Annotated in this window: 14 protein-coding genes and 1 rRNA gene; 6 read left to right on the forward strand and 9 right to left on the reverse strand. The window is 61.5% G+C overall.

The annotated features are described in order from the left end of the window. Positions 1–454 (reverse strand): 16S ribosomal RNA (locus ACZ92H_RS10260); the annotation flags it as partial. Positions 455–967: 513 nt separating this feature from the next. Between ACZ92H_RS10260 and ACZ92H_RS10265 the strand changes: the two genes are divergently transcribed. After that, the gene (locus tag ACZ92H_RS10265; protein WP_465049252.1) at positions 968–2,347 is read left to right on the forward strand and encodes a sodium-dependent transporter; all 1,380 of its coding nucleotides are present in this window, start codon (positions 968–970) and stop codon (positions 2,345–2,347) included. On the opposite strand, the gene ACZ92H_RS10270 is transcribed toward ACZ92H_RS10265, so the two are convergent. From ACZ92H_RS10270 to ACZ92H_RS10300, 7 genes are all read right to left on the reverse strand, one after another. After that, on the reverse strand, positions 2,348–2,962 hold the full coding sequence (locus ACZ92H_RS10270) for a M15 family metallopeptidase (RefSeq protein WP_131375055.1): 615 nt from the start codon (positions 2,960–2,962) through the stop codon (positions 2,348–2,350). After that, a complete protein-coding gene (locus ACZ92H_RS10275; protein WP_131375054.1) occupies positions 2,962–3,864 on the reverse strand; it encodes a LysR family transcriptional regulator in 903 nt (300 codons plus the stop codon). The genes ACZ92H_RS10270 and ACZ92H_RS10275 overlap by 1 nt, the downstream gene beginning before the upstream one ends. Positions 3,865–3,947: 83 nt before the next feature. Then, a complete protein-coding gene (locus tag ACZ92H_RS10280) occupies positions 3,948–4,757 on the reverse strand; it encodes an N-acetylmuramoyl-L-alanine amidase (protein ID WP_131375052.1) in 810 nt (269 codons plus the stop codon). A 30-nt stretch (positions 4,758–4,787) separates the two neighbouring features. After that, the gene (locus tag ACZ92H_RS10285; RefSeq protein ID WP_465049253.1) at positions 4,788–5,747 is read right to left on the reverse strand and encodes an N-acetylglucosamine kinase; all 960 of its coding nucleotides are present in this window, start codon (positions 5,745–5,747) and stop codon (positions 4,788–4,790) included. 94 nt (positions 5,748–5,841) lie between these two features. After that, positions 5,842–7,503 (reverse strand): glycoside hydrolase family 10-like protein, encoded by a 1,662-nt coding sequence (locus ACZ92H_RS10290; protein ID WP_465049254.1) that lies wholly within the window; start codon positions 7,501–7,503, stop codon positions 5,842–5,844. Between the two features lie 91 nt (positions 7,504–7,594). Further along, positions 7,595–8,905 carry an MFS transporter gene (locus tag ACZ92H_RS10295; protein WP_465049255.1) on the reverse strand — a complete coding sequence of 437 codons (1,311 nt, stop codon included), beginning with the start codon at positions 8,903–8,905 and terminating at the stop codon, positions 7,595–7,597. A 45-nt stretch (positions 8,906–8,950) separates the two neighbouring features. Next, positions 8,951–9,832, reverse strand: a complete 882-nt coding sequence (locus ACZ92H_RS10300; RefSeq protein ID WP_465049256.1) for an N-acetylmuramic acid 6-phosphate etherase — start codon at positions 9,830–9,832, stop codon at positions 8,951–8,953. Between the two features lie 255 nt (positions 9,833–10,087). Between ACZ92H_RS10300 and ACZ92H_RS10305 the strand changes: the two genes are divergently transcribed. Both ACZ92H_RS10305 and ACZ92H_RS10310 read left to right on the forward strand, forming a co-directional pair. Further along, positions 10,088–11,146 carry a helix-turn-helix transcriptional regulator gene (locus tag ACZ92H_RS10305; protein WP_465049257.1) on the forward strand — a complete coding sequence of 353 codons (1,059 nt, stop codon included), beginning with the start codon at positions 10,088–10,090 and terminating at the stop codon, positions 11,144–11,146. A gap of 142 nt (positions 11,147–11,288) precedes the next feature. After that, entirely contained in the window at positions 11,289–12,422 is a 1,134-nt protein-coding gene (locus ACZ92H_RS10310) for a nuclear transport factor 2 family protein (RefSeq protein WP_465049258.1), read from the forward strand. Between the two features lie 86 nt (positions 12,423–12,508). Here ACZ92H_RS10310 and ACZ92H_RS10315 read toward each other — a convergent pair whose 3' ends face one another. Next, positions 12,509–13,258 (reverse strand): GntR family transcriptional regulator, encoded by a 750-nt coding sequence (locus ACZ92H_RS10315; protein WP_131375038.1) that lies wholly within the window; start codon positions 13,256–13,258, stop codon positions 12,509–12,511. A gap of 224 nt (positions 13,259–13,482) precedes the next feature. On the opposite strand from ACZ92H_RS10315, the gene ACZ92H_RS10320 reads away from it, so the two are divergent. The 3 genes from ACZ92H_RS10320 to ACZ92H_RS10330 all read left to right on the forward strand — a co-directional run bounded on the left by ACZ92H_RS10320 (position 13,483) and on the right by ACZ92H_RS10330 (position 16,751). Then, positions 13,483–14,838, forward strand: coding sequence for a serine hydrolase domain-containing protein (locus ACZ92H_RS10320; RefSeq protein ID WP_465049259.1), 1,356 nt, complete (start codon positions 13,483–13,485; stop codon positions 14,836–14,838). 81 nt (positions 14,839–14,919) lie between these two features. Beyond that, positions 14,920–16,206 (forward strand): D-amino acid dehydrogenase, encoded by a 1,287-nt coding sequence (locus tag ACZ92H_RS10325; protein ID WP_465049261.1) that lies wholly within the window; start codon positions 14,920–14,922, stop codon positions 16,204–16,206. Between the two features lie 92 nt (positions 16,207–16,298). Beyond that, on the forward strand, positions 16,299–16,751 hold the full coding sequence (locus tag ACZ92H_RS10330; RefSeq protein ID WP_465049264.1) for a YchJ family protein: 453 nt from the start codon (positions 16,299–16,301) through the stop codon (positions 16,749–16,751). Positions 16,752–16,778: the final 27 nt, after the last annotated feature.

Here is a 16,778-nt window from a genome sequence, read left to right on the forward strand (position 1 = left end):
CTCACCGTTTCTTCCCTGACAAAAGAGCTTTACAACCCGAAGGCCTTCTTCACTCACGCGGCATTGCTGGATCAGGCTTTCGCCCATTGTCCAAAATTCCCCACTGCTGCCTCCCGTAGGAGTCTGGACCGTGTCTCAGTTCCAGTGTGGCTGGTCGTCCTCTCAGACCAGCTACTGATCGATGCCTTGGTAGGCTTTTACCCTACCAACTAGCTAATCAGATATCGGCCGCTCCACGAGCATGAGGTCTTGCGATCCCCCACTTTCATCCTTAGATCGTATGCGGTATTAGCGTAACTTTCGCTACGTTATCCCCCACTCTAGGGTACGTTCCGATATATTACTCACCCGTTCGCCACTCGCCACCAGAGCAAGCTCCGTGCTGCCGTTCGACTTGCATGTGTAAGGCATGCCGCCAGCGTTCAATCTGAGCCAGGATCAAACTCTTCAGTTTAATCTCTGTTTAATGTCATTTCTGACAGGTCGGACAGTATCACTACCATCCAAATCTTTTGCATTGCAAAAGATTTGCTCACTCAAAAAACTGACAGGCTACTTCCGAAGAAGTATCCTATTTCATTATTTCTTGTGAACATTTGATATTTTAAGTATGACGCCAATCCGAAGATCGGCGCTGCACTTGCCTCAAATGTCCACACTTATCGACTGTTAATTGTTAAAGAACTGTATTCGGTTACTGCTTTCGCGCTATCGACAAAGCGTTGTGTTTGTCAGCTGCGAAGAAGGAAGAGTATGAAGCATTTCGCTAAATCCGTCAACACCTTCTTTTTTGCTACATCACCGTTTCCGGTGATCCTCAAGTGCCGCATTTGACTGCGTCTCATTGGGGAGGCGAACTATAGCAAAGCGCCCCAGCGGAAGCAAGGCTTTTCCGGGGGTTTTGCGGCTAACTGCTACAATTTCGCCCCCTCACCGCAAATTCGCGCCCATCCATAGAAGATTCACCATGAAACAACAAGCTCAAGGATCAGGCCTGACCCTGAAACGAGCTGGCTTTACCACTGGCTTCGGCGTGCTCGCCGCCACCCTCGGTTCCGCAGTCGGTCTCGGCAATATCTGGAAGTTCCCCTACCTGACGGGCGCCAATGGCGGTGCCGGCTTCCTGCTCATCTATCTGCTGGCGACTCTATTAGTAGGACTGCCCGTGATGATCGCGGAAATCACCCTGGGGCGCCGCGCCAAGGTCAATCCCATCTCGACCATGGAACAACTGGCGCCCAAGGGCAAGCCATGGTGGCTGGTCGGCTTCATCGGCATGGTCGCCGCCTTCCTGATCGTCGCCTTCTATTCGGAAGTGGTGGGCTGGGTGTTTGCCTATATCGCCAAGGCCATCGATGGCTCCATCCTCAGCAGCGACAAGCTGGTGACAGAGGCAGCCTTCGCCTCGCTGATCAGCAATCCTTTGCAATCGCTGCTGTGGCAATGGGGCGTGCTGCTGTTTATTGGCGGCATATTGATGCTGGGCGTGACCAAGGGCATTGAGGCGATCGCCAAGAAACTCATGCCGCTGCTGTTCCTGTTGCTGCTAATGCTCTGTGCGGTCAGCCTGTCGCTGGACAAGGCGGGCGAAGGCCTGGCCTTTCTGTTCCGTCCTGATTTTTCCAAGCTGACGGCGTCCGTCGTGCTGACGGCCATGGGACTGGCCTTCTTTAAATTGTCCGTCGGTATGGGTACGATGATGACCTACGGTAGCTATTTCCGCGACGACCAGAATATCCCCGTCACCACCTTGCGCGTAATGGCGGCCGACCTGGGTGTATCCATGCTGGCCGGCATCGCCATCTTCCCCGCCGTGTTCACGTTTGGCTTCGCGCCCAGCGCGGGACCGTCGCTCGTGTTCATCACAATTCCCGCCGTGTTCTCTCAAATTCCCATGGGACAAGCGCTGATGGTGGTGTTCTTCATCCTGGCCGCCGTGGCCGCCACGGGCGCGATGCTGTCCCTGATGGAAGTGCCCGTGGTGATTTTCCATGAGCGCTTCGGCTGGACACGCACCAAGGCCGCCATCGTGACCATGCTGCTGCTGGCCCTGCTCGGTTCCGTGTGCGCCCTGAGCAACAGTACCCTGGCGGACTTCAGGCTATTCAATTTGAACATGTTTGATCTGTTCGATTTTGTGTCATCGAATATCTTCCTGCCCGTGGGCGGCATCGCGATTGCCTTGTTTACTGGCTGGGCCTGGGGCAAGCAGCATTTCATTGACGCGATCAGCAATCACGGCCAGTTGCAAAACACAGCCCTGGCGCATGTGCTGCTGTTCCTGCTGCGCTTCGTCTCGCCCGTGCTGATCCTGATCGTGATGCTGAAGGGATTGAAAGTCTTTTAATCAAAGTACCCGGGTGTAGGTCTGGCGCACCAGCACCCGGTCGCCGCAATCGAAATGCCACCATTCGCTGTTGATGCCAAAAAAGCCCGCCTGGAACATGGCGCCGCGCAACAGGCGGCGATGCTCGATGTGCTGCTCCGTAATCTCCCCCTTTTCCAGCATGGCCAGCTCCAGCGCCGGGTGCGAGCGCTCACTCAGGTCATCAAAACCCGTGCCCATGTCCAGTTCCTGCCCGTCCGGCCCGACGATGGTGATGTCGAGCGCCATGCCGAACGAGTGGATGGAGCCGCGCGACGGTTCCGCGATATAGCCGAGCAATTCCGTTCCCTGCAGCGCATCCCACAATTGCTGCTGCACCCGTTGCGGGCGCAAGGCGTCGAGTACCAGCAGGTGATGATCAGGCCGTCGCTCGGCCAGCCACGCCACGGCCTGCTCCAGCGCGGCGGCCGCATCGCGGTGCAGCCAGGCGCAATCGATGGGACTGTATAAATCGCGTCCGACGAAATTATCGGGCGTGGCATAACGCAAATCGACGGCGATGCCATCGACGCTGCTCAGGTGGCGAAATTGCGGGTCACTGCTCACCGCTTCCAATTGCAGACTTGCAACAGACATCAGACTCCTCTTTCCAGGCAATTACGTGCCGCCACGCCGATGCTGTCAGCCAGGCGCCGCGCGCCATGCGACAACGGCGAGTGGCTGGCCGTCAATAAATACAGTTGGATGGGGATCGTGGGCGCCCATGGCCGGCGCTGCAGGCGTTCGGGCGAGCCGGATGCGGCCGTAAAGGGATCGACCACGGCCATGCCCGCGCCCGCTTCCACCAAGGAACGGGCGATTTGATAGGTTTGCACCACGGTGGAAAAGACGGGGTGGATATCCTGCGCTTCGCAGGCGGCGACCACCAGTTCGCCCAGCGGATCATTGTCGGCATGGCCGATCAACTCGCCAGACAGGCCATGCGCCGTCAACGGCGTGCCACAGGCGGCGGCATGCCAAGTGCCTGCGGGGGCGATCACCGTCATGACGCCTTGGGCGATCGGTTCGGCCACGATGCCCGGGTGACGCGGATCTTGCAGGGAAACGGCCAGATCCGCTTCACCCAGGCGCAGGGCATTGACGATCTCGCCCGTGTGATGGGTAGCCAGCTGGCAGCGCGTGTGGGGAAAGTCGTGCCGCCATTGCGTCATGGCGAACGGCAAGACGCTGATGGCGATAGTCGGCGTGGAGACCAGGCGAATGGTTTCCACCGCGTGCCCCTTCAGGCTGGCCGCCAGACGGCGGATGCCCAATAAATCGCGGTTGAGCTTTTCCGTCTCGACAAACAGCCGGTGCGCTTCGGGCTTCGGGTACAGCTTGCCCCGCACGCGTTCGAACAGCGGCATGCCCAGTTGCAACTCGCAATGCTGCAAGACCTTGGTCACGGCCGGTTGCGAGATATGCAGCACCTGGGCGGCGCCGCTGATGGTGCCAACTTGCATGATGGCGTGAAATACTTCGATATGACGCAGCCGCATGAGCTATTCCTTTACCTTGCCGTGGCCGCCTTGGCCGTCAGCGTTCAGCATATAAGAAAAAGTCATGGACTGGAAAGGCCGTGCTACTTTGCAACAACAGCGGGGACCGCGGGCGCCGGCGTCGTCAGTACTTCCAGCAAGGCCGCCGTTTCGCCATCCGGCGTGCCGTCGAACAACTTGTTGCGGTATTTCATCTGGAAGGCGATCAGCACATTGCGCGTCGCTTCATCGAACACGCCCGTATTCGGCGTCGCATAACCGTGCTGGGCCAGCTTCTTCTGGAACCAGACGGCGTCCGGCACTTGCTGGTCAAAAATGGCGCGTTGCGCGGCGACCCGGTTGGCATCGGGCCAGACGATCAGGCCCGCATCGGCCAGCTGGCGCCATGGGAACAGCGGTCCCGGGTCCTGCTTGCGCTGCGGCGCGATTTCGTTGTGGCCCAGGATATTTTCCGGTGCAATGTTGTAACGCGCCTGGATATCTTTCAGCAGGGGGATCAGCTCATCGATCTGCGCCTGCGAAAACGGATACCAGATACGGCCTTCCGGCGTGTCCTTGAAACCCGGGTTGACGATCTCGATGCCGATCGAGCTGACGTTCAGCTGTGTATAAGTCTTCCAGTTGCTCACACCCGCGTGATTGGCCTGGCGCGATTCATCGACCAGCACGTAAAACTTCGGCTTATCCGTGTCCGTCAGCAAATAATGACTGCTGACTACTTGTTCCGTGAGGATCTTGATCGACCGGGGCAGGTCGCTGACCGTGTAATGGATGACGATGAATTTTACGCGCGGGCTCTGGCTGCGCGCGCTCAAGCTATGGTCGAGATGCGGCGCGGGCGTGGTACAAGCGGAAAGCAGGGCCACCAGCAGGGCGAGGGCGATTTTTTTCATGAGAGATCCGTGTTCGGGTTAATAAAATGTTCAGGCGAGGCCGGTACCCTGGCTGGCTGCCGTGGCAACCGCCTTCGCCGCTTGCCGGGCGGCCGCCTCATGTGGCCGGGCAACTTTTTGCTCCATTGTCAACGATGCAGGCAAAGCGGCGCGCATGGCTGACGCGATGACCGGATGCAACTGTGCCGCGCGGCCCGCCAGCACCACGGGACGCGGGCCATGACGCGCCGTCAAGGCCAGGGCCAGGCGCGCCAGTTCCTGGCCCGCGCGCTGCAAGATGTCCAGCGCTAGCGGGTCAATGTCGGCGCTGGCGGCCACGGCCAGCGCCAGACGACCGATGGTACCGCGATCCTCGCCATACATGAAGGCGCGCGACAGCGACCAGTCACTGCCGCCCAGTTGCGCAAACACGGCCTGGGCCATGGGCGACGCCTGCCAGCTGCCGGGCGCCTCGTCTTCCCGGCGCCAGATCTGGCGCAAGGCTTCGCGGGCGATCCAGTAGCCGCCGCCGCCATCGTCGAGCAACACGCCGCGCCCGCCCGCGCGGTGAAACTCGCCGTCGGCATCGATCCAGGCGGCAATCGAGCCCGTGCCCGCGTAGACCAGATAACCCTGGCCCGGTGCAAAACTGTCGCGATAGGCGATTTCAATGTCATTGCCGATGCTGACGTCTGCCGCGTCCAGCGCCAGCAGCGCGGCAAGGGTATGCGCCAGAACGGCATCGTCGCCGCCAAAGCCCGTCAAGCCCGCCACCACGGCACGGGGCTGGCCGACGGCCAGCACGGCCTGGCACAGCCGGGTGAACGTGGCATGCACGGCCGCGCGGCCAGACTCACTGCCCATTTGCAAGGCAGACAAGCCTTCCACGGCGCCATCCGCCACGATGGCGCCATCTGCACTGGCCAAAGCCCAGCGCGTCTGCGTGCCGCCCGCATCGATGCCCAGGCCCAGCATGGGCAGCGCATTCTTGGCTGTAGGGAAGGAAATCATGGCATGAGTGTAAAGCCAAGCAGGGCTTGCAGGCATGAAAGCTTGCGCATGTTTCATGCCTGCAGGTTATGGACTACTGGTGAACCTTCAGCGACTACCTGGCAGCGGCCGCAAACGGTGCCCGCACGGTGACGCGCGCGCTTTCGTTGCCTAGCCGGTCCACGGCACTGACCACCACCGCGTTGACTTTACCTGTGGCATCGTCGACCAGGGTCAGTTCGCCCTGCACGCCCGTCACCACGGTAAAGCGCCAGTCTTCACCATAGCGGGCCCAGATGGCATATTGCGCCACGGGCTTGCCGCCGCCCGCCGTCAATTTCAGGTTCAGGCTGGTGGAATCGCGGCGCGTGGCCACCGCCGGCGTGCCGGGCGCTTCCTTGCCCAGCCACGGCGTGGCGGGAATCAGGGCAGGGCTTTGATACACGGTGGCCTTGAGCTGGTCGCTGATGCCCTTGCGGTTCTGCATCAGGGGCACCATGCTGAAATGCACTTGTCCATTCGCGCCGGGGCGCGTGCGCGTCACTTCCACCTGCTTGATGATCTCTTGCGGCGTGAAGGACTTGGCGGAATTGTCGATGCGGCTCGTGTACAGGCCAGGCCACACGTGGCGGCCATACGGATTTTGCGCCAGCCAGTAATCGAGCAGCACGCCAAACGCTTGCGGCGCCTGCGCCACGGGCCAGTACAGTTGCGGCGACAGGTAATCGAGCCAGCCCTTGGCCAGCCACAGTTCCGCATCCGCATACAATTTATCGTACTGGCTGAAGCCGACGATGCCGACAGGGCGGCGGTCCGGACGGCCGATGCCGAACGGGCTGATGCCGAAGCGCACCCAGCTCTTCTCGCGGTGGATGCCTGTATACAAGGCTTCGATCAGCTGGTTGACGTTCTGGCGGCGCCAGGACGGGCGGTCGAGCTGGCCGCCCGCCAGCAGGTATTGCTGCCAGGAAGGCTCGTCAGGGAACGGCAATTCGCGCTTGGCGCCGCCATTGCCCGCATCCAGCGCGGCCGTTTCCGCGCCCGCGCCGGCACCGGGCGCGTCGATCGGATATGGATAAAAGTAATCGTCGATGTGCACGCCGTCGATGTCGTAGCGGCGCACCACGTCCAGCACCACGTCCGTCGTGTGTTTCGAGGCGGCCGCTTCGCCCGGGTCCATCCACAGATAGCGCCCATATTGCTTGACGGCTGCCGGGTTGGTGGAGGCGAAACTGTCGCGCGCCAGCGGCGACTTGGCAGTGGCATGGCGGGCACGGTAGGGATTGAACCAGGCGTGCAATTCCAGTCCCCGCGCATGCGCCTGCGCCACCCAGAAGGCCAGCGGGTCATACAGGGGCAACGGCGGCTGGCCTTGCTTGCCCGTCAGATATTCCGACCACGGCTCCAGTTGCGACGGGTAAATCGTGTCGGCGCTGGGGCGCACCTGCAGCACGATCGCGTTCAGATTCAGGGACTTGGCCCGGTCCAGAATGGCGATGGCTTCCGCTTGTTGCTTGGCCACCGGCAAATTGTTGCGGCTGGGCCAGTCGATATTCGCCACCGTCGAGACCCAGGCGGCGCGGAATTCGCGCGGCGCCGGCGGCGGCACTTCGCCCGTGATGTGCTGCACGGGCGGCACGGCCGGCAAGACTGTTTCGCCCGGCGTCACTGCGGGAGGCATCTTGGTGCTGGTGCAACTGCTGAGCAATGTGGCGGTGGCCAGCGCGGCCAGCACGCCAGCCGTGGCGCCCAGGCGTTTCTTGAAAGTAGACAACAAAACAATTCCTTGCAGTGGTGGAGCGCAGGTCTATCGGTGCGGGCATTTTACTGTGCGCCCGCATTCCTTGCGGGCGCACACTGCAAAAGAATCAGGCCTCGGCCTTCTTGCCGAACTCCGGATCGATCTTGACGAGGGCGGCCATGATGAAAGCGGGAATCGTGGCGATGCAGACCCAGATGAAAAAGTGCTGGTAGCCGAGCAGCTGCTGGATCCAGCCGCTGGCCATGCCCGGCAACATCATGCCCAGGGCCATGAAGCCCGTGCAGATGGCGTAGTGGGCCGTTTTATGCGCGCCATCGGACACCATGATCATGTACAACATGTACGAAGCGAAACCGAAGCCATAGCCAAATTGCTCAAGCGCAATACCTCCCGCGATCACATAGATATTGCTGGGCAAGGCCGTGGCCAGGTAGACAAACACCAGATCGGGCAGGTGAACGGAGAGCACCATGACCCACAGGCAGCGTTTCAAGCCGAAACGGGAGATGATGTAACCGCCCAGCAAGCCGCCCAGGGTCAGGGCGATGACGCCGATGGTGCCGTAGACCAGGCCCACCTGTTCCGTGCTGAGGCCCAGGCCGCCCTTGGCGACGGGGTCGAGCAGGAAGGGCGCGGCCAGCTTTAACAGTTGCGCTTCGCCCAGGCGGAACAGCAGCAAAAAGCCGAGGATGACGAAAATATCCTTCTTTTTGAAAAACGCGGCAAAGGTGGCGACGAATTCCTGCAATGGGGAAATACCTGCGCCCTGGATACTGGGACGGTCGTCCTGCGGTTGCGGCAGAATAAAATAGTGGTACAGGAAGAGGGCGATGAACAAGCCCGCCAAAATGCCCAGCACGACGGACCAGGCCAGCTGCACATTGCCCGTCGCATGCGTCAAATAGCCGGCCAGATACACGAGGCCGCCCTGGCCGGCGATCATCGCCAGGCGATAAAACGTGCTGCGCACGCCGACGAACGCCGCCTGCTGGTGCTGTTCCAGGCCCAGCATGTAAAAACCGTCGGCGGCGATATCATGCGTGGCGGAACTAAAGGCCATCAGCCAGAAAATGGCCAGGCTGATCTGGAAAAAATGGGGCAGGGAAGTCGTCAAGGCCACCAGCGCCAGCGCGGCGCCGATCACCAGCTGCAAGCCGACGATCCAGAAGCGCTTGGTGCGGTACATGTCGATGAAGGGCGACCACAGGGGCTTGATGACCCACGGCAAGTACAGCCAGCTGGTATACAGCGCGATATCCGTATTGGAAAAACCGTAGTTCTTGTACATAATCACGGACAAGGTCATGACCACGACGTACGGGATGCCCTGCCCGAAATACAGGGAGGGGATCCACAGCCACGGCTTATTTGACGGCTTATTCGCGCGCGCCGGGGCGGTTTGTTTCACAAGCTCCATACATCCTTCGTTGTTGCCCAGACAGAAGAATGTCGCGCCATCGGATCAAGCCGCCAGTGCCGCCCGCACACTGCCGTCCGCTCTGGCCAACAATGCCTGTGCCTGGTTTGTGTTGATTTTTTTTATCAAGGCAACGATCGCCACCTTGACGTGAAATTGGCATTGCTCCAGCACGCTCCTGGCCTGCGCCTCGGTGGCGCCGGTGGCATGCATGGTCAGACGCACCGCACGCCAGATCAGCTTGGCGTTGGTCGGCTTCAAGTCTACCATCAAGTTTCCGTAGGTTTTATGCAAACCGACCATCAGGGCGCTGGAAATCGTGTTCAGGGTGATTTTTTGCGCCGTGCCCGCCTTCAGGCGCGTGCTGCCGGAAATGACTTCCGTGCCCGTGTCGAGCACGATGCCGCATTGCGCCTCGTGCGCCACGGGGGCGTCCACATTGTTGGCGATGCCGATCGTCAAGGCACCCGCCTTGCGCGCCCCCAGCAGGGCGCCCAGCACATACGGCGTGGCGCCGGAGGCGGCCAGCAGGATCACGACATCGTTTTTTTGCGGCAACAGGGCCAGCAAATCCTGCTCGCCTTGCGATAAATCATCTTCCGCCCCTTCGACGGCCGTAAACATGGCGCCTGCGCCGCCGGCCAAGATGGCCACGGCCCGCTCGGGCGGCCAGGAAAACGTGGGATTCAGTTCAACACTGTCGAGCACGCCCAGGCGTCCCGACGTGCCGGCACCCACGTACAGCAGGCGGCCACCGGCGGCGATGCGGGGCAGGGCGGCCGTGATGGCAGCGGCAATGTCGGGCGACGCCAGCCGGACGGCCTCGACGGCCCAGAACTGGTCATCGACCAGCGCCGCCACCAGTTGCTCCACCGGATACATATCCAGATCCGGATGCCGCCGGCTCGGGGTTTCAGTTTTCAACATGATCTCGAACATGGTTGAAGATGAAACCAGTTTAATACCGATATGCAAGATCAGCCATGAAAGGATGGCGGGCGGGCATAACGGGAGTTTATGGCTGGCGCAGGGACGTGGTGGAGCTACGCGCCATTGCCGGCGAGCCGCAACGCGGGTGCTTGACGGCAATTGCCCATGCAACTGTTAATTCAGCCCCCATAGCCAGGTTTCACACCTATTTGTGTCTATACTGCGTTCGACGCCATACTCAACGACACGCCCATGATCGCTCGCCAATTGCTGTTCCTGTTTAGCGCCCTCGGCGCCATCAACGGAATTTTCCTGGCCGTCTATTTTTTCAGCCGCCGCCCTCGCTGCCTCGCCGACTGCATGCTGGGTGCATTGCTGCTTGCCGTCGGCGTGCGTACCGCCAAGTCCGCCTTTCTCTTCTTCAACCCCACGATCGCACTCGAATTCCGCCAGCTGGGCCTCTCGGCCTGCCTGCTGATCGGTCCCCTGACCTATCTCTATGTCCGTGCTTTCCTGGCCGGGCTCACGCAAACGCCTGCAGGAACCGAATGGCGCCGCCATCTCGGCTTGTGCTTCCTGTTGATCGGCATTGGCATTGCCTTTCCGTATACCGCGTATCGTGCTGCGTGGAATCTGTCGAGTCATGCAATTCATGTGTTCTGGCTCTGCTACCTGCTGGCGACCGCCAGATTGCTCTGGCAAACCCGCCGCGCATGGCTGAACGACGGTCATCGGATGGCAACCAGCACCATGCTGATGCTGAGCGTCTTTGCCGGCAGCTGCATCATGCTGACGGCATACGCCAGCACGCCGTTCACTTCGTATATCGTCGGCGCCTTGTCATTCACCTTCTCGCTGCATGTCGCCGTCATGGTCTTTCTGCTGCGGAAGGAAATCCTGGCGCCCGCCGACCCGCAGCAGAAGTACCGGCATAGCCGGCTGGCGCACGAGGATGCGCTTGCCGTGCTCGTGGCGCTGGAACAACTGATGACCGGGCAGAAATCCTATCTGAATCCGAACCTGACCCTGGCCCAACTGGCCAAGCGGGCGGGATGCACGCAGGCGCAGGTGTCGCAGGTGCTGAATGACAAGCTGGGCAAGAGCTTCAACACCTACGTCAACGCATACCGTATCGCCGAAGCGCAACAGGTATTGACGGACGAGCCGCAACTGAACCTGGATATCGTTGCCGAGCGCTGCGGGTTCAACTCCAGTTCCACCTTCTATTCGACCTTCAAGAAAGTGGCTGGGCAGACGCCCGCCAGCTTCCGGGCCCAATCCAGCCCGGCGGCCAAGGCTATTTCCGCGTAACACCTCTCCGGAATCGCCATTCCGGAGTCTGAAATCACGTTTGGCGACATCAAATCCCCTGCATGTCGATAAATTATCGAGCACCAGCGATCTGCATCGATCGTTGCTCCGATAAACGTCATTCTTCATTCAAGGTAAAGCCATGATTCAGATTTTATTGCGAACGGTACTCGCCTGTTGCTTGTTAAGCATCACCGCCGCCGGCACCGCCGCAACCGCAGACCAGGACGAAAAGGCCATCCGCGAGACCGTGCGCTTATATATGCATGGCACCAGCTTCAACGTACAGGATGAGATCAACCAGGCCTTCCATGCAAGCTCACGCCTTTACCTGGACGGTAAAAACGATGCGGAATGGGAGTTGAGCGGTCCGGAATACGCCAAACTCTTTTCCCAAGAGAAAATAGCGCAATTCAATGGGCGCCACGGGCGGCTGATCAAGGTGGATGTGAGCGGCAAGGTGGCCACCGCCAAGGCCGAGATCCACATTCCCGCACAAGGCGTCCGCTATGTGGATGTCTTTCTGTTGAAAAAGATCGCCGGCAACTGGAAGATCGTCAGCAAGTCGGCCCACCGCGAGCCAGCCGCCCCGCGCCAGGCACGCAAGGTGCTGCTGGTGGTGTCGAATGTGCATCAATATCCCGGTACAAAGGTTAATGCAGGCAATAATTTTCCCGAACTGGCGTATACCTATGATGCCTTTCGCAAGGCAGGGTATGCCGTCGACTTCGTCAGTCCCGAGGGGGGCGCCATTCCCCTGGAAATGATCGTCACGTCGGACGAGCTGCTCAAGAAGCATCTGTACGACAGTGATTTCATGTGGGCACTGGCCCATACCAAGCCCGTCGCCGAAGTCAGGGCGGACGAGTATGCAGGCATGGCTTTTGTCGGCGGCGGCGCGGCCATCGTCGGCATCCCGGAAAACAAGCCGCTGCAGGACATCGCCTTGCGTATCTACGAACAACAGGGCGGGGTGATCGCGGCTATCTGCCATGGCACCGAGGGCATCAAGAATCTGAAGCTCGGTGACGGTACGTACCTCATCCAGGGCAAGGTGCTCACCTCGTTCCCCGATGCGTTTCTCAACAGGGAATCGGCGGTCTACAAGGCTTATCCCTTTTCGGCAGAAGCCAGCATCAAGCGCCATGGCGGCATATTCCGGCACGGCGCCAACGGCAAGAGTCACGTCGAGGTCGATGGCCGGCTGGTGACCGGCATGAGCTGGGAATCGTCCGTTGGCGTGGCGGAATCCATGATCCGCCTGATCGAACAGTAGCGGGCGGTTTCCTGGCGGGTCGGGTCGCGGCGCCGCACTGCGGCGCGCAGAGCAATGCCGACTCGTCAGGGAGGCACGCGCGGCGTTTACAGCTGACTGGGGGAGCGGCGCATTTCGGCCACGAAATCGTAATGATCGCTGCGGCAATACGAATGCGTCAGTTCCACGGCCTCGCCCGACTCCAGGTAGGCGATGCGCGTGATGAACAGCACGGCCTGGCCATCGGGGATGCCCAGCTGCTTGGCCAGCTCGGCCGTCGCATTCATGGCGCGAATGTGCTGCAAGGCGCGCACGGGGGCCTTCTTGATGTTGCTCAGGTATGCGTACAGCGAGTCGCCCACGGCGCCCGGATCCGACACCACGCTGAACGGCAGCACGCTCACTTCATACGCCATCACCACGTCGTCGGCCAGGCGCAAACGCTCGAGGCGCGCCACTTTCGTATTCTGGGCCAAGCCCAGGCTCAGCTGTTCATCGCTGCTGGCGATGACGACATCGCGCTTGAGCCAGCGCGAACCGGGACGGTAGCCGCGCTGCTGCAGCTGCTCGGAAAAGCTCGACAGGTTCGACAGCGGCTGCTCGATGCGCGGGGCAATATAGTTGCCCGAGCCACGGCGGCGCACGACGAGGCCTTGCTCGACCAGCTGGTCGATGGCCTTGCGGGCAGTCACGCGCGATACGTCGAGCAATTCGGACAGGGTACGTTCGGATGGCAGGGCCTGGTCTACCTGGTAGCGGCCGTTGCGTACGTCATCGCTCAGCTTGCGGGCGATCTGCATATATAAAGGCGAATTGTCATTTAAATCGACCTTGAGTTCTACGCTGGTCTGGCTCATACAGTTCTCCTTGTCCTCCTAGTGTAATAGCGATGGCGCCTGCGCGTATCCCGTCCGCCCATGAATAAATGGAAAATGACCATAAATAACGGTTATACACTTAAAAAAACAATGTTTTACCGTACGTATAGCTTTGCATTATAGATAAATAAGCAATTTTCATTGGCCTTGGACACTTTCCCCCCCTATGCTGGCAATTCCATCCACCGTACGACAGGGATAGCATGAGCAATAAGATGACGGGCTTGCTGGGCTTGCTGCTGCTGGGCACGACGTGGAGCGCGCTGGCGGCACCGCCCGGTGGTGGCGCCGACAAGGCCGCGCCCAACGCAGGGCAGCGCGCGCTCGATGCGGCCCTGTCCGCCATCGTCGACGATCCGGCGCACCCGCTGGCCAGCCTGTCCGTGCTGGCCATCCGCCACGGCAAGGTGTCGTATGCGCAGCAGTTTGGCTACCGCCACCTGGGCGCCACGCCAGCCGGCAACTTGCCGGCGACGCCGGCCACCCTGTACCGCATCGCCTCGGTTTCCAAGATGATGACCACCGTGGGCCTGATGGTGCTGGTGGAGCAGGGCAAGCTGAGCCTGGACCAGGATGTCAGTATTTACCTGGGATTTTCCCTGCGCAACCCGCACTTTCCCCAGCAACCCCTGACCCTGCGCAGCCTGCTCAGCCATACTTCCTCGCTGCGCGATGCGGGCGGCTACGCCTGGGGACCGGAGCGCAGCTTGCGCGACGTGTTTACGGCCGGCGGCGACCTCATGTGGGACGCGGACGCGGCGCCGGGCCGCTACTTCACGTATGCCAACCTGAACTGGGGCGTGATCGGCACGGTGATGGAACAAGTCACGGGCGAGCGCTTCGACCTGCTGATGCGGCGCCTGCTGCTCGATCCCATGGACTTGCGCGGCGGCTATCACCAGGCGGCCTTCCCGGCGGCAGACGTGGCGAACACGGCAACCCTGTACCGCAAGCGCACGCTGGAAACGGAAGTGTGGCAGCCGCACGGGCCGTGGATCGCGCAAGTCGACGATTTTTCTGCGCATCCCCCCGCCGCGCCGGCCGGCCTCGACCGGTATGTGATCGGCAGCAACGCCACCGTCTTCAGCCCCACGGGCGGCTTGCGCATGTCCGCCGCCGGCCTGGGCAAGGTCATGCAGATGCTGCTCGACGGCGGGCGCTACCAGGGCAAGCAACTATTGCAAGCATCCAGCATCGCCCTGATGTTTGGCCGGCAATGGCAACTGGCGCCCGACGGCGGCAATGGCAACAGCGAACGGGGCCTGTACCGCGCCTGGGGCCTGGGCAACCAGCAATTCGACGCCGTGGCGGGGCAGGGCAACCGCCTGGTCGAGGGCGCCAGCTTCCCCGCCGTGGGGCATCTGGGCGAGGCATACGGCCTGGTGTCCGCCTTCGTGCTCGATTTCAAGAACAGGAACGGCATGGTCATGCTGGCGGGCGGCACGGGCAGCGACCCGGAGCGCTATCCTGGCACGTATTCCGCCATGGGGCGCAGCGAGGAGTTGATCCTCACCACCTTGTACCGTGGTGCGATTGACTACACTCAGTCCTTGCATTGAAATGGTGCATTCCTGAAAGTTATGGCTGCACCATGATGTTTCATTGGCTCCCTGAACGGCCAGCCTCTAAGCTCTTTCCGAATGCTCCCGCACCATGGGAGCGCAACGCAGCGAGGCTACATGCAGCAACAAGTCATCATCATCGGCGGCGGCATCGTCGGTCTGACATCGGCCTGGTGGCTGGCCGAGGCCGGCTACAAGGTCACTGTACTGGAACGCAATGAACAAGTGGCGATCGCCGCCAGCTACCGCAATGGCGGCCAGCTCAGCTATCGCTATGTGGCGCCGCTGGCGGACGCCGGCGTGCCCCTGAAAGCCCTGCAATGGCTGCTGCAGAAAGATGGCCCGCTGCGCTTCCGTCCCGAGGCCGACTGGCGCCAATGGCGCTGGCTGGCCAGTTTCCTGCGCAACTGCAACAGCGCCAGCAATGCCCGCACGACGGCCAAGCTGCTGGAATTGGGCGAACTGAGCCGCGCCGGCATGGCCCAGCTGGAATTGACCGTGGCGCCCGAGGCGTATGCCTGGCGCGATGCGGGCAAGCTCATCGTCTACCGTTCGCCCGCGATCTTCCAGCGCGCCGTGGCCCGCCCCGAATCGGAAGAAGCGCGCCTCGTGCTGTCGCCAGCGGAAGCCGTGCAGCGCGAACCGGCGCTGGCAGCCCTGCAGGGTTCCCTGGCGGGCGGCATCTTTACGCCCGGCGAAGCGGTGGCCGATTGCCACGCCTTTTGCCTGGCCCTCGAAGCGCGCCTGCTGCAGCACCCGAACTGCTCACTGCTGCTGAAGGGCGAGGCGCGCAGCCTTGTCACGCACCGTGGCAAGATCACGGGCGTCGACACCAGCCTGGGCCTGTTGCAGGCAGATCATTATGTGCTGGCGGCCGGCATCCAGAGCCGCGACCTGGCCGCCACGGCGGGCATCTACCTGCCCCTGTATCCGCTGAAAGGCTACAGCCTGACGGCGCCCATCCGCGCGCAGGACCGGGCGCCCGAAATCAGCGTCACCGATTTCGAGCGCAAGGTGCTGTACGCGCGCATCGGCGGCGACCTGCGCGTGGCCGCCATGGTCGACATGGTGGGCGCCGATAACAGCATCGACTGGGACCGCATCGCCGGCCTGACGCGGCTGGCGCGCGAGGCCATGCCGCGCGGCGCCGACTACGACCAGGCCACGGCCTGGGCCGGCTTGCGGCCCGCCACGCCGAACAGCGCGCCGCTGGTCGGCGCCAGCAAAGTTGGCAAGCTGTGGCTGAACGTGGGCCACGGACCGCTGGGCTTTACCTTTGCGGCCGGCACGGCGCGCATCCTGGCGGACCTCATGGCCGGCAAGGCGCCGCCATTCGCGCTGGACTTCCTCAGCCCGAAAATATAGCTGGCCAAGGCGGCGCGCACGCGCCGCTGCCGATATGGCGGATAATTGCGGAACTTTGCCGTTCCCTCTTTTCCACTCCTTGTTGCCAGCGCATGTCCACACCTTCCAAATCTGCCGCCTGCCCCTGTGGCGGCGCCGCCTACGCCAGCTGCTGCGGCCCGTATATCGCGGGCGACGCCTTGCCGCCCACGGCCGAAACCCTGATGCGCTCGCGCTACACGGCATTTACCTTGCGCGATGAAGCGTATCTGCTGGCCACCTGGCACCCCAGCACCCGTCCTGGCGATGCTTTATTTGCGGAAGAAGAAAAAATCCGCTGGCTGGGACTTGAGGTAAAATCTGCTTTACGTTTACGTCAACGTAAAGCAGAATCAGACTATCAAGCCGGAGAGACAAACCGCGACAGCGTCGAATTCGTGGCCCGCTACAAGGTCAACGGCCGCGCGCACCGCCTGCATGAAGTGAGCCGCTTCGTGCGCGAGGCGGACAACCGCGGCGATGGCGCCCTGCGCTGGTTTTATCTCGACGGCAGTTTTCCCGAATAGCGCGACCCGAGAGACCGGGCGATAATA

The sequence above is a fragment of the Janthinobacterium foliorum genome, assembly GCF_978021625.1.